At 65.6% G+C, this 14,024-nt stretch carries 12 protein-coding genes; 11 read left to right on the top strand and 1 reads right to left on the bottom strand.

Translation table 11 applies throughout. The annotated features are described in order from the left end of the window. Positions 1-12 precede the first annotated feature (12 nt). The 10 genes from BLT40_RS06705 (at position 13) to recO (ending at position 11,204) form a co-directional block, all read left to right on the top strand. Complete coding sequence (locus BLT40_RS06705; RefSeq protein ID WP_090352542.1) at positions 13-2,538, top strand: putative bifunctional diguanylate cyclase/phosphodiesterase; 2,526 nt, start codon at positions 13-15, stop codon at positions 2,536-2,538. Between the two features lie 155 nt (positions 2,539-2,693). Beyond that, the gene (rpoE, locus tag BLT40_RS06700) at positions 2,694-3,290 is read left to right on the top strand and encodes an RNA polymerase sigma factor RpoE (RefSeq protein WP_090352391.1); all 597 of its coding nucleotides are present in this window, start codon (positions 2,694-2,696) and stop codon (positions 3,288-3,290) included. Next, positions 3,287-3,925 (top strand): sigma-E factor negative regulatory protein, encoded by a 639-nt coding sequence (locus tag BLT40_RS06695; protein ID WP_090352388.1) that lies wholly within the window; start codon positions 3,287-3,289, stop codon positions 3,923-3,925. The genes rpoE and BLT40_RS06695 overlap by 4 nt, the downstream gene beginning before the upstream one ends. A gap of 156 nt (positions 3,926-4,081) precedes the next feature. After that, on the top strand, positions 4,082-5,509 hold the full coding sequence (locus BLT40_RS06690; protein WP_090352386.1) for a Do family serine endopeptidase: 1,428 nt from the start codon (positions 4,082-4,084) through the stop codon (positions 5,507-5,509). Between the two features lie 131 nt (positions 5,510-5,640). Continuing rightward, positions 5,641-7,434, top strand: coding sequence for a translation elongation factor 4 (lepA, locus tag BLT40_RS06685; RefSeq protein WP_079521435.1), 1,794 nt, complete (start codon positions 5,641-5,643; stop codon positions 7,432-7,434). A 97-nt stretch (positions 7,435-7,531) separates the two neighbouring features. After that, entirely contained in the window at positions 7,532-8,434 is a 903-nt protein-coding gene (gene lepB, locus BLT40_RS06680) for a signal peptidase I (RefSeq protein WP_090352383.1), read from the top strand. Positions 8,435-8,523: 89 nt separating this feature from the next. Further along, on the top strand, positions 8,524-8,901 hold the full coding sequence (locus BLT40_RS06675) for a DUF4845 domain-containing protein (RefSeq protein WP_036113794.1): 378 nt from the start codon (positions 8,524-8,526) through the stop codon (positions 8,899-8,901). 9 nt (positions 8,902-8,910) lie between these two features. Further along, positions 8,911-9,564, top strand: coding sequence for a ribonuclease III (gene rnc, locus BLT40_RS06670; protein ID WP_036113792.1), 654 nt, complete (start codon positions 8,911-8,913; stop codon positions 9,562-9,564). Next, positions 9,561-10,490, top strand: a complete 930-nt coding sequence (gene era / locus BLT40_RS06665; RefSeq protein WP_036113787.1) for a GTPase Era — start codon at positions 9,561-9,563, stop codon at positions 10,488-10,490. Before rnc ends, era begins: the two co-directional genes overlap by 4 nt. Before the next feature lie 21 nt (positions 10,491-10,511). Beyond that, entirely contained in the window at positions 10,512-11,204 is a 693-nt protein-coding gene (recO, locus tag BLT40_RS06660) for a DNA repair protein RecO (protein WP_090352381.1), read from the top strand. Here recO and BLT40_RS06655 read toward each other — a convergent pair. After that, entirely contained in the window at positions 11,201-11,941 is a 741-nt protein-coding gene (locus tag BLT40_RS06655) for a response regulator (RefSeq protein ID WP_176809121.1), read from the bottom strand. The two genes, recO and BLT40_RS06655, sit on opposite strands and share 4 nt — an antisense overlap. Positions 11,942-11,986: 45 nt before the next feature. Between BLT40_RS06655 and BLT40_RS06650 the strand changes: the two genes are divergently transcribed. Beyond that, entirely contained in the window at positions 11,987-14,014 is a 2,028-nt protein-coding gene (locus tag BLT40_RS06650; protein ID WP_090352377.1) for a translocation/assembly module TamB domain-containing protein, read from the top strand. Positions 14,015-14,024: the final 10 nt, after the last annotated feature.

Raw genomic sequence — 14,024 nt, 5'->3', positions numbered from 1 at the left:
GTCGTGGCCACCATGTCCGAGCCGCTTGGCGTTCTCATCTTTACGCCGCGTCGCGATGTGCGGCGCGCCATCTTCGATGCCCTCGACCTCGACGGCGATTTCGTGCTGCTCAGTGCGCGCGATGCCGCCCAGCTCGAAACCCTGATGGCCGACGCGCCGCCGTTGCACGTGATCGTGGTCGGGGAAAATGACAGTGCCGATATCGCCCAGGGCCTTCGCATCCTGCGCGCATCCCCGGCATACGCTTCACTGCCTGCGGTATACGTCGTCGACGATATGCCGGGCGTCGCACCCGAGGGGGGTGTCGACTGGCTACGCGAAGGCGCTATTCCCACCGAACTGGCCCAGCGAGTGCGTCAGGCGACCCAGGGAACGACGGCGTCGGCCGTGCCGGCCACGCCCATCCGCGACTACCGCTTTGCCTTCGATGCGGGTGCCGCGTGGGTGATCGCTTCCACGCCGGACGGCTGCATCGTCGAGACCGGAGAAGCCATGGAGCGTCTCTGCGCGGGCGACGGACCGGTGCAGGGGCGGACCCTCGCGGAGCTTTTCGACCTCGCCCATGACGCCACATGGCCGCTTCCGGACGGCGACGCCATCGCATGTACGTTGCGCCGCCGCGACGGTGTCGAGATCACCGGCGAGATCGACGTGCGTCACCGCAAGGATCATGGCGAACACCGCATCGCCGTGGGCTTCCGGGACCTGCGCGCCACCGATATGGCGGCGCGGGCACTGTCGCTGCTCGCCGTGCTCGAAGGTTGTCCCAGTGACGACGAAGGCATGAATGAAGCAGCTGCAATGCTGGCCGACGCGCTCGAACTGGACGTCGTGGCGATCTGGTCGGCCTTGCCCGAAAGCGACGCCGGCCCTGAGATTCTCGCCCGGATCTGGAACGGTCCCTCGCCCGCGACCTGGCCGGAGGCCGGCGATCTGCCGCTGTTGCGGGTATGTCTGGGCGGCGAGTCGCTCTCGCGTCTGGTCGAGGGCGAAGGGGCCGCGATGAGCGACCCGCTCATCGAGGCGCTCGGCCTCACCGCGTTCGCGCTGCTGCCCCTTCTGGATGAACGGCGCAGTGTGCTGGGTGCCATGCTTGCCGGGCGTCGTCGCAGTGGCGGTGACGGCCGTGTACTGGCTCAGGCGCTGCGCGCCGCCACGGCGCGTTTCGCGTCGGCGCTGGAATTGCGCCGGGCGCGGGAGCAGGGCCGGGTGCGTGGCCTGATCGACACCCTGACCGGATTGCCCAACCGTCTGCTGTTCAACGATCGCCTCGAGACCACCATCCGTGAGGCGGAACGTACGGGTGAACTGTTCGCGACGCTGCTCGTCGATCTCGACCGGTTCAAAAGCATCAACGAGTCGCTCGGTCATGCCGTCGGCGACCAGGTGCTCAATGCCGTCGCGCGCCGCCTGCGTGCCAGCGTCCGCGCGTCCGACACCGTGGCCCGGTACGCAGGCGACGAGTTCACCATGATCCTGCGCCACATCATCAAGCGCGACGACGTGCTCCGCATCGCGGAGAAGGTCGTGCAGACGATGGAGATGCCGCTTGCCCTGGACGACGGCTCGGAGCTGCAGGTCACCGTGTCGGTCGGCATCTCGTTTTTCCCCGACGATGCCGCCGAAGGCGAGTTGCTGCTGCGTCACGCCGATGAAGCCATGTACGGCGCGAAAAGCCTCGGCCGCAACAACTATCAGATTTACGCGGCGAGCGTGGATGCTTCGCAACAGCAGAACGCCGAGCTCAAATCGCGGCTTCGGCATGCCGTCCGTAACAACGAGCTTCGCGTGTTCTATCAGCCCCAGGTGGCCGCGGCGAGCGAAGACATCGTCGGCATGGAGGCTCTCGTCCGCTGGGAGCATCCCGAGCTGGGCATGATCAGTCCGGCGTTCTTCATTCCCCTGGCGGAGGCCAGTGGCCTCATCGTGCCGATCGGCGAATGGGTCCTGCGAACGGCGTGCGCTCAGGCCAAGACGTGGGAGGACCGGTTCGGCCTCAAGCTGCGTCTGGGTGTGAATCTGTCCGCGGTGCAGCTGATGCAGCCGAACCTTGCCGAGGTGGTGGCCACGGCCCTCCGCGATACGGGCTTCCCCGCACACCTGCTGGAGCTCGAGGTGACCGAGAGCATCAGCGTGAAGACGGTGCCGCACCTGGTCGAGACCCTCGACGCCCTGCATGCCATGGGCTGCCATATCGCCATCGACGATTTCGGTACCGGCGCCGCCTCGCTCGATTATTTGCGGCGCCTGCCGGCGGACCGGATCAAGATCGACCAGAGCTTCGTGCGCAACATCGGTGTCGATCCCGACGACGAGGCCATCGTGCGCGCCACGATCGACATGGCACATCGCCTGAAGCGGGGTGTCGTGGCCGAGGGCGTCGAGATCGAACAGCATCTGCAATTCCTGCGCGCCAACGGCTGCGATGAATTGCAGGGCTATCTGTTCTGCCGCCCGCTGCCGGTGATCAGCTTCGAAAAGCTGCTGGGCGAGCGGGAGCGCATCATCCATGACGCGAGGGCCCCGGTTCCCGCCTGACCGAAGCAGAAGGCGAGGACCAAACTTGTGGTTCAGCCAGCGGTCCGCATATTTTCCGGATGCGACGGGAGGGGAAGGGCGAATGAACTTGCCCTCCCTGAGCTTGTCTCAGCTGCGCCCGCGACGGCCCCGAAAGAGTTAAGGAGACGGCCCGGATGGGCGAAAACGAACTGGATCAAGTACTTGTTGAACGTGTGCAGCAAGGAGACCGCCGCGCCTTCGACCTGCTTGTCCGAAAATACCAGCACAAGGTGATTGCGCTGATCTCGCGCTACGTGCATGACCGGACCGAGTGCGAGGACATCGCCCAGGAAGCTTTCGTGCGTGCGTGGCGCGCCCTGGCCTCCTTTCGTGGCGAAAGCGCGTTTTATACGTGGCTGTACAAGATCGCCGTGAATACGGCGAAAAATCACCTGGTAGCCATGGGACGCCGCCCGCCCACGGGCGACATCGACATCGAGGATGCCGTATACGTGCCGGGCGCCACGCGCATGCACGAAAGCGCCACCCCCGAGCGCGAACTCATGCGTGAGCAGGTGGAACAAACGGTATTTTCTACTGTCCAAGCCTTGCCTGAAGAACTTCGGGTCGCGATCACCCTGCGCGAGGTCGACGGCAAGAGCTATGAGGAAATTGCCGCCGCCATGGACTGTCCCATCGGGACTGTCCGTTCGCGTATTTTCAGGGCTCGCGAAGCCATCGACGAAAAACTGCGGCCGTTGTTGTCCGACCGCGAGGATCACAGCCCATGAGTGAAGCCAATCGGGAAATTCTTTCCGCCGGTATGGACGGAGAGCTGTCACGGGAGGAAATCCGCTTCCTGTTGCGCCGCATCGAGGCCGATGCCGGCCTGGCGGACGTCTGGTCGCGTTATCACGCGGGACGTGACGGTCTTCGCGGTGAGGACCGGCCTTCGGTGTCGCCCGACTTCGCCAGCCGGGTCATGGCGGCTATCGACGCGGAGTCGGTGGTCGTGGCGGCCGCGCCGCGCCGCCGCTGGCTTCACTGGTCCGCTGGTGGCGCGATTGCCGCGAGCGTGGCCGTCGCCGCGCTGATGTTGTCGCAGCCCGCCGGCCGGCACTCGGCCGCGACGGATGTCGCGCAGCACGCCCCGGCCGTGGAAGGCAACGAAGTGGCGGACGTGTCGGCGGCGACGGCCCCCGTAGCGCCTCAGTGGCTGACCGGCAGCAACGCCTCGCAGTTCACGCAGAAGGCCGCCTTCGACGGGTCCAGCGAGGGTGGCGCCACGTACCTCCCCCGTTCGATGCCCTATCAGATCCATCGTGCCCGGGCTGCCGAAAGCCCGGACGGCAACGGTTACATGTTGCTGACCCGTCCCGACGGTAGCCGCTACGTGCAGCCGGTAGCCGTCCCGCAGGCTCGCTAGGCCCGGCCCTGGTGGAGCCGCTGCCGGTGTTCAGCCCCGGTGGAAGCCAACCCTGTTGGCGACAGGCTCCCCAGCGCCCTATCCCCATCCCCATCATTCCAACCCCGTGCGGCGAATACCGCACGGGCAGCCGTAGCTAAAAAAAGGAGAATTTTGATGGCTTTCTGGCATGTGCGCGCCCTGATGACTGGCGCACTGATTGTCGCGAGTGCGGGCGCACAGGCGCAGGCGCTGCCGGACTTCACGGGCATCGTGGAAAAGAACGCGCCGGCGGTCGTCCACGTCGAAGCGAAGACCAGCGGGAACAAGAAGGGCAGAGCGGCGCCGGACGGCGGCGCGCAGGACGACCAGCAGGAGCTTCTCCGGCGCTTCTTCGGTATGCCGGGTATGCCGGGCATGCCGGCCCCGCCGCGCGACCAGACGTCGCTGGGCTCGGGATTCATCATTTCCGCCGATGGTTATGTACTGACCAACGACCACGTGGTCGACGAGGCCGACGAGGTCAAGATCCGGCTGCAGGACCGACGCACGTTTACGGCCAGGGTGGTCGGCAAGGACCCTCAGTACGACATCGCGCTGCTCAAGATCGACGGCAGCTCGCTGCCGACGGTATCCATCGGCGACTCGCGCAGCGTCAAGCGCGGCCAGTGGGCGCTAGCCATCGGCTCGCCCTTCGGGCTCGACGCGACGGTCACCCACGGCATCATCAGCGCGGTCGGGCGCAACCTCGGCAGCGGTGACCAGCCCTATACGTCCTTCATCCAGACGGACGTGCCGATCAACCGGGGCAATTCCGGCGGCCCGCTGTTCAACCTCCAGGGCCAGGTGATCGGCGTGAATTCGCAGATCTACTCCACCTCGGGTGGCTATCAGGGCCTGTCGTTCTCGATTCCCATCGATGTCGCGATGAACGTCGTCCAGCAGATCAAGGAAAAGGGCTACGTATCGCGCGGCATGCTGGGTGTGACCGTGCAGCCGGTCGACCAGTTCGTGAAGAACCTCGACCTTCCGGATGCCAACGGCGCGCTGGTCGCCCAGGTCACGCCGGGGAGCGGTGCCGACAAGGCCGGCATCCGGCAGGGCGACGTCATCCTGTCGTTCAACGGGACGCCGATCACCCAGTCGCCCGACCTCCCGCCGCTGGTCGGCATCACGCGTCCGGGGTCGACGGCGAAGGTCGAGATCCTCCGTGACCACAAGAAGCAGACACTCGACGTCAAGGTCGGTGAATTGCCCCGGGACAAGAACGCGCTGGCCGACGCCGGCGCGGCCGCCGGCGGTGGGTCGGGCAGCTCGGTGGCTCTGGGTCTGTCCGTTCAGGACATCGATGCGTCCACGCGCTCCGAGCTCGGGCTCAAGCCCGGCGAGGGTGTCGTGGTCAGTAAGGTGACCGGCCGGGCCGCCGTGGGCGCCGGCCTGCAGACGGGCGACGTGGTCCTGATGGTCAACCAGAAGCGGGTGGGCTCCTCGGCGGCCTTCCGTGACGCGAGCAAGGACATCAAGCCCGGTGACACCGCCATGTTGCTCGTCCGCCGCGACGATGCCACCCGGTTTGTCGGCGTTACCGTCCCCAGCGACCGCTGATGCGGCGGTGGGCCACTCGCCGGTCGGCGGCGGGTGGCCTTCCATGCGATAATGCCGGATTCGCAGTGGCCCCCAGGGTCGCTGCACGTCGTTCGCGCCGCGAGCGATGGTGAACGTGACCACGGCGCTCCATGGAACTCATCCGCAACTTCTCCATCATTGCCCACATCGACCACGGCAAGTCGACGCTGGCCGACCGCATCATCCAGCTGTGCGGCGGCTTGTCCGAGCGCGAAATGGAAGCGCAGGTCCTCGACAACAACCCGATCGAGCGCGAGCGCGGCATCACGATCAAGGCCCAGTCCGTTTCGCTGCCGTACAAGGCGCGGGACGGCAAGACCTACCAGCTGAATTTCATCGATACCCCGGGCCACGTGGACTTCTCCTACGAAGTCAGCCGTTCGTTGTCGGCATGCGAAGGGGCGCTGCTGGTGGTGGATGCCGCCCAGGGCGTCGAGGCGCAGTCGGTCGCCAACTGCTACACGGCCATCGAGCAGGGCCTGGAAGTCATTCCCGTGCTCAACAAGATCGACCTGCCGACGGCGGACCCGGAGAAGGCCAAGGCCGAAATCGAGGCCGTCATCGGTATCGATGCCAGCGATGCGATCGCCGTCAGCGCCAAGACCGGCCAGAACGTCATCGAAGTGCTCGAGGCGATCATCCATCGCATTCCGGCGCCCAAGCCGGGCGATACGGACAAGCTCCAGGCGCTGATCATCGATTCCTGGTTCGACAACTATCTGGGCGTGGTCTCGCTGGTCCGCGTCATGCAGGGCGAGATCAAGCCGGGTGACAAGATCCTGGTCATGTCCACGGGGCGCACGCACCTGGTCGACGACGTCGGCGTGTTCACGCCGAAGCGCAAGAAGCTCGAAAAGCTTTCCGCCGGCGAAGTCGGCTGGATCAATGCGTCCATCAAGGACGTGCATGGCGCGCCGGTCGGCGACACGCTCACCCTCGCCGGCAAGCCTGCCGAAGCACCGCTGCCGGGTTTTCAGACCATGCAGCCGCGCGTGTTCGCCGGCCTGTTCCCGGTGTCCGCCGACGACTACCCGGCGCTGCGCGAGGCCCTCGACAAGCTGCGCCTCAACGATGCCGCCATGTTCTTCGAGCCGGAAAGCTCCGAGGCCATGGGCTTCGGCTTCCGCTGCGGCTTCCTCGGCATGCTCCACATGGAGATCGTGCAGGAGCGCCTCGAGCGCGAGTACGACCTCAACCTGATCACCACCGCGCCCACCGTGGTCTACGAGGTCGCCAAGACCGACGGTACCGTGCTGGCCATGGACAACCCGGCGAAGCTGCCCCCGCCGCAGCAGATCGTCGAGATCCGTGAGCCGATCATCGTCGCCAACATCCTCACCCCGGGTGACTACGTCGGCAACGTGATCAAGCTTTGCGAGGAAAAGCGCGGCGTACAGCGCACGATTCAGTATCTGGCCACGCAGGTACAGGTGACCTACGAGTTGCCGCTGGCCGAGGTCGTGCTCGACTTCTTCGATCGCCTGAAGTCCGTATCCCGCGGCTACGCGTCCATGGACTACCACCTAGAGCGCTTCGATCCGGGTCCGTTCGTTCGCGTGGATGTGCTCATCAACGGCGATCGCGTCGACGCGCTCAGCCTGATCGTTCATCGTTCTCACGCGGACCGCCGCGGGCGGGAACTTGTCGAGCGGATGAAGGATCTCATTCCCCGCCAGCAGTTCGACGTGGCCATCCAGGCGGCCATCGGCGCGGCGGTCATTGCCCGCTCCACGGTGAAGGCACTGCGCAAGAACGTTCTCGCCAAGTGTTACGGCGGCGACGTCTCGCGTAAGAAGAAGCTTCTGGAAAAACAGAAGGAAGGCAAGAAGCGCATGAAACAGGTCGGCAGCGTGGAGATCCCCCAGGAAGCCTTCCTTGCCGTGCTCAGGCAGGACAACAAGTAAGCTCGCCGCACGGTAACCCCTCGAACTTATGGAAGGCCGGCGCCGGATGCGCCGGAACGGGCCGTCAGGGCCCCTCGACACGACTTACGGAGTTGGCATGGCGTCATTCGATTTTTCCGCGATTCTTCTCGGCCTCACGGTGCTTTTCGGCGTCATCTGGCTGATCGACTGGCTGTTTCTGGCCAAGTCGCGCCGTGCCCGCACCGAAGCGTCGGGTACTGAGCAGCCCGAGCCGTGGCCGGTCGACTGGGCGCGCTCGCTGTTTCCGGTCATTCTCGTCGTGCTGCTGCTGCGCTCGTTCGTCGCCGAGCCCTTCCGCATTCCCTCGGGTTCGATGATGCCGACGCTGGACGTCGGCGATTTCATCCTGGTCAATAAATTCGCGTACGGCCTGCGCATGCCGGCCTTCAACAACAAGCTGCTCGAAAACGGCGAACCGCGCCGCGGCGATGTCGTGGTGTTCCGGTTCCCGGGCTACGTCTGCACGGACGAAAGCGGCCATACGATTCGCAGCGGCGACGTGACCTGCGCCAATCCTCACGAGCCGGTCCCCGGCGAAAACTGGATCAAGCGCGTCATCGGCTTGCCTGGCGACCGTATCGAAACCCGCGGCAGCGAGCTCTACATCAACGGCGAGCGCATCGGTGCCGATGAAATCGGTCCGTTCAAGGGCAGCATGACCCGTCGGGAAGACCGCCTCCTGATGACCTTCGGCTCGAAGTTGTATACCGAGCATCTGGGCAGCATCAACCACACGATCGCGCTGACCCCGGCTTACAACATGCCGATGGACATCCCGAACGACAAGGTGCCGTCCGAAGTACCCAAGGGTTGCTACATCGTCATGGGCGACAACCGCATGAACAGCACCGACAGCCGCTGGTGGGGCTGCATGCCGGAGCAGAACCTGGTCGGCAAGGCCTTCTTCGTCTGGCTGGCGTGGCGCGGTCTTGACAACGGCATCCTCGATTTCTCGAAGATGGGCAAGGTCATCCATTGACCGGATTAGTGGCGTCCGTCACGCGGGAGGGCGTTGCGGACGGCCGCGGACAAGGTAATCTGCGCGTATTCACGGGGGGACAACAACGCATGAAATCCAGGCAGTCGGGTATTACCCTTATCGGCTTCGTCATCGTTCTGCTGGTGCTGGGGTTTTTCGCCTTCATGGCGATGAAGCTCGTTCCGTCGTACATCGAGTACATGGGCGTGGTGAAGGCCATGAACCAGATGTCGACCGAGGGCGGTAACGAGGACGTCGGTCAGGCGCGTCGTCAGCTCGCTTTCAAGATGAGCTTCCAGTACGTCGACGATTCGACGATCAAGCCGCAGGACGTGACCGTGACCCGGGCCAACAACGGCGCCGTGCTCAACGTGAACTACGACAAGGAAATTCCTTTCCTTTACAACATCTCGTTCCTGTTGCATTTCGACCATTCGGTCCCGCTGAAGAGTGCCGTTGGGCAATAATGAGGCTTCGTGCAGTTTCCGCATTCCTTCCGTAACCCGACCCTGGCCACCCTGGCGCTCACTCACCGAAGCGTCGGGAAGCCGAACAACGAGCGGATGGAGTTCCTCGGTGACGCCCTGCTGGGCGCGATCGTGGCGGAACTGCTTTTCGAGGTTCATCCGAAAGCCAGCGAGGGCGAGTTGTCGCGTCTGCGCGCCCAGCTCGTGAACGGCGAGGCCCTGGCCGTCATCGCCCGTGAACTCGAACTGGGCGACGTGCTCAAGCTCGGCCCGGGCGAGCTCAAGAGTGGCGGTTTCCGCCGCGACTCCATCCTTGCCGACGCGTTCGAGGCACTGATCGCCGCTGTCTACATGGATGACGGCTTCGATGCCTGCCGCCAGGTCGTGCGCAGGCTTTTCACGCCCCGCGTGGCAGAACTCAAGCGCTCCAGCAAGGACGCGAAAACGCGCCTGCAGGAGTGGCTGCAGGGCAGGGGTTTGCCGCTGCCCACTTACGAACTTACCGACAGCTCCGGCGAAGACCACGCCAAGATCTTCGACGTCAGCTGCTGTATCGACGAACCGGAACCGATCCGCGTGGAGGGACGCGGTGGCAGCCGGCGGGCCGCCGAACAGGATGCCGCGGAAGCGGTGCTGCGCCGATTGCTGGAAAAAAAGACATGAACGACAACGACACCCCCGAGAACGACACCCTCGTCGACGACGACTTCCGCTGTGGCTATGTGGCCCTGTCGGGCCGACCCAACGTCGGCAAGTCCACGCTCCTCAACGCCCTCATCGGCGTTCGTCTGAGCATCGTCAGCCATCGTCCGCAGACGACCCGCCACCGCATCCTCGGCATCTCGACCAAGCCCGAGGGACAGATTCTCTACGTCGACACGCCGGGTCTCCATCGTGGCGCCAAGCGTGCGATGAACCGCAGCATCAACCGCGCCGCCCGCGCTGCGATCACCGAAGTGGACCTCGCGGTGCAGGTGATCGAGGCCGGTCGCTGGACGGATGAAGACGCCGCCATGTACGACGCGCTTGCCCAGCAGGACATGCCGAAGCTGCTGGCGATTAACAAGGTCGACCTGCAGAAGGACAAGACGGCGATGCTGCCGTTCGTGGCCGATCTGATGGCGAAGCATCCGTTCGACGACGTCTATTACGTCAGCGCGCTGAAGTCCAAGGGGCTGGACGGCCTCGAGAAGGGCATCCTCAAGCGTCTGCCCGAGCAGCCCGCGGTGTACGGCGAAGACGAGATCACCGATCGCAGTGAGCGCTTCCTGGCGTCCGAGATGATCCGTGAGCAGCTGATGCTGCGTCTCGACCAGGAGCTTCCGTACGCCACCACGGTCGAGATCGAGCGTTTCGAAGACCGCCCCGACGGGATCGCCGAGGTCCATGCGGTGATCTGGGTCGAGCGTGACGGCCAGAAAGCCATTGTCATCGGTGACGGTGGCGCTCAGCTCAAGGCCATCGGCACGTCCGCGCGTAAGGGCATGGAACACCTGTTCGAGCGTAAGGTGTTCCTCAAGCTGTGGGTCAAGGTGCGCGAGGGCTGGGCGGACGACGAAAACCTGCTCAAGCGTTTCGGCTACGAATAAACCCGACGGGTCTCCCGCGCCATGCGTGTCGAGCAGCAACCCACGTTCGTTCTGCACGCCCGGCCGTACCGGGAGACCTCACTTCTGGTCGAGTGCCTGACCCGCGACCACGGCCGTATCGGCGTGGTGGCGCGCGGCGTGCGTAACGAGCGGGCGCGCCTCCAGCGGGCCCAGCTCGAGCCCTTCCAGCGTCTCGCGTTCGACCTGATCATGAAGGGCGAACTCGCGACGTTGCGTACCGCCGAGCCCTCGGGCGTGGCGCAGCGCCTGACCGGCGACGCCGGCATGGCCGGCCTTTATCTCAATGAGCTCGTGGTCCGCCTCACGGGCCGCCAGGATCCCAATCCCGACCTCTTCGATCACTACGAACGCACCTTGCGCCGCATGGCGGTGGGCGAGCCGCTGGCGTGGACTCTGCGCCGGTTCGAGCGCGACATGCTTGAGGCGCTGGGCTATGCGTTACCGCTCGACATCGACGCGATCGACGGGGAACCGCTCGATCCCCTGCTGACCTATTTCTACGACCCCGAATCGGGCGTCCTGCCCGGACGCGCGGGCGACGCCCGTGGCATCCGTGGTGCCGATCTGCTCGCGCTCGCCGCCGATCGGGCTCCGGATACGGCCGGTCTCGCTTCGCTGCGCCGGATGATGCGTCAGATCATCTCGTTTCACCTCGGCGGGGGAGAGCTGAAAGCGTGGCGCGTGCTGCGCTAAGCGGGGCGCGGCGGAAGGGCGGCGAGGGCCTTTCTGAGTTCGATGCGGAAGCGGTCGATCGCCGCCGGCACAACGGCCCGCGTCTCCAGCAGATGATTTTGCAACGCCTTGGCCTGAGCGCCGAGTCGGGCCGTTCCGCAAAAGCCACACGCGGAGCGCAGCCGGTGCATGCGCTCGATCAACTCGGTGGGGCGGTCGGCAAGTGCGTCCAGGGCCGCATCGAGTTCGGTCAGTTCCTCGCGCAGCAGCTGACGTAACGCCAGAAGCGTTCTCGCGTCGCCGCTCGCCGCGTGGCCTAGCTCGTCGTCGAGTACGCCCAGGTCTTCGTCGATGCCGAGGGTCGCGGCGAGCGCATGCCTGAGCGAGGTGATCTGGCAGGGCTTTTCGATGACGCCGGCAAAGCCTGCGCCGAGCAGGCGGTCGCGAAGGTCCGCAGGCACCTCCGCGCTGGTCGCCAGCGCCACGGCGCCGCGCGACAGGGCCGATGCATCGCCACGGAGCGCGGCAAGCACGGTCAGAGCGCCGCCCCCGGGCATTCGGCAATCCAGCAGCATGGCCGCGAACGACTGCGTCCGACCCAGTGAAACCGCGCGCGCTCCATCCTCGGCCAGCATCGGCTGATAGCCCAGCGAACGGAGCGCCAGATCCAGGAACTGCCGGGTCGGCGCGTCGTCGTCTGCGACGAGAATCGCGCGTCCGGGGGAAGCAAAAGAAGGGGGCGTGCCGTACTCGACCATGCAACGTTCCGTGTTGTTCATCTTGATTTGGCAGAATGGCGGAGCATGCTTCCGGTATCAACCCGCACGTTCGCCCTTTTTCTCGCCGCCTGGATCGCGCTGACCTGGGCCGACGGCGCGCGGGCGGGCCTTTCCGTGGGCGCCGACAGCGTTGTGGTGCCCGGCCTGAGCATGACGGGCGTGGAAGCCGACATTGCGCCGGTCTCCGGGGGCACGGGCGTGACACTCGCGCTGACGGCCCAGAAGGCGGACATCGCCGCCATGGGCTGGCGCAAGATCGGCCTGGACCTTGCCGGCAGGCTCGACCGCGACGAACTGGGTCGATGGAACTTCGACGGTGACCTTCGCCTGCGTGGCGCGCCGGGAGGCGCATGGACGCGGGCGACCGTGCACATGGTCGCCGATGAATCGGCGAACACGCTCGAGGTATCGATCCGCCAGGACAGCTCGCTGGCCCAGGTCGCGTTGCCGATGGACCAGACAAGCCATGCTCAGATAACGCTCAAGAATCTGCCGGCCGGCTGGCTCCAGGGGCTTCTCTCGACCGTGTGGTCGGGACGTACGACCACCGGCCGCGTCAATGCGGATCTTGCGCTCGATGTGCTCGACGGCGGATTGCAGGCGGGGGGGCAGTTCGCCCTCGACGGCGTCGGCTTCGACAGCCCGGGAGGCAAGCTGGCGGGAGAAAAGCTGTCCGGCAGCGGCCGCCTCGGCGTCGACAATCAGGCGGACGCTACCGTGATCGACCTCGATGCGGCGTTGCGCGGCGGCGCTCTGCTGCTGGGACCGTTGTACGCGGACCTCCCGGGGCACGCCGTGCAACTGTCGCTTTCAGCGCGGTCACAGAAGGGCGCGCTCGCCGTGCGGAAGCTGCGGCTGACCGATCCGGACGCGTTGCAGCTGGAGGGCGAGGTGGACTTCGCCGCTACCGGCGATCTTTCCGTACTCCGGCTGGATCGCTTCAACGCTCGTTTTCCAGCTGCCTACACGCGTTACGGAAAGGGCCTGCTGCGCAGCATGGGCGTGGAGTCGCTCGACGCGGACGGCGACGCGTCCGGCCATCTCGCCTTCGGACCGAAGGGCCTCGAGTCGTTCGCCGTGCAGACGGTGGGACTCGACCTTGCCCGCGGCGATGGCCAATTCGGCGTGCAGGGCCTGCACGGAGCGATCGACTGGAACGTGACGGACGATCGTCCCGCGACGAAACTCGGCTGGCGGGCGCTTCAGGTGCAGCGCATCCCCAACGGTGCCGCGGACGCCAGCCTGCGCAGTACGGGCGGCACGCTGGCCTTGCAGAAGCCGTTCGCCATTCCGGTACTCGATGGTCAGTTGCGCGTGCAGAGCCTCGCCTGGAAGCCGGCCGCGACGCGTGGCGACCGGCTGCAGACCTCGCTTGCACTGACTCAGGTCGACATGGCGGCGTTCTGTCGGGCGCTCGGCTGGCCCGAGTTCAGAGGTACGGTAGGCGGCGCGGTGCCCTCGCTGCGTTACGTCGACGATCGTGTCGAACTGGCCGGCGGTCTCTCGCTCAACGTGTTCGATGGGTTCGTCGACATCACCGGGATGAGCCTCGCACAGCCCTTCAGCGCGGCGCCGATACTCACGGGCAACATTTCGCTGCGTAAGCTCGATCTCGCGCTGATGACCTCCGTTTTTGACTTCGGCAGCATCACCGGCCGCCTCGACGGCGGGATCGACGACCTGCGTCTGGTCGGCTGGAAGCCTGCGGCGTTCAAGGCTCATCTGCTGGCGGACAGCGGTGGCCGGATCAGCCAGAAAGCGGTGAACAACCTCACCTCGGTCGGTGGGGGCGGCATCGCCGGCGGCCTTCAGGGCACGGTGCTGAAGATCTTCAAGACCTTCGGCTACAAACGGATCGGCCTGTCCTGCACGCTTAAGGGCGACCTCTGCTCCATGGGCGGGCTGGGCGCGGCGAAGGATGGCTACACTATTGTCGAAGGCAGCGGATTGCCGCGGCTGACGGTCGTCGGGCATCAGCGCGAGGTCGACTGGCCGACGCTGGTCCGCCGTCTCGAAGCAGCCACGCAGGGCGACGGCCCGACCATTCATTAGGAAACGGAGG

Source organism: Dyella sp. 333MFSha, assembly GCF_900102405.1.
GTDB lineage: Bacteria > Pseudomonadota > Gammaproteobacteria > Xanthomonadales > Rhodanobacteraceae > Luteibacter > Luteibacter mycovicinus.
This window is presented reverse-complemented; position numbering and strand designations above follow the sequence as displayed.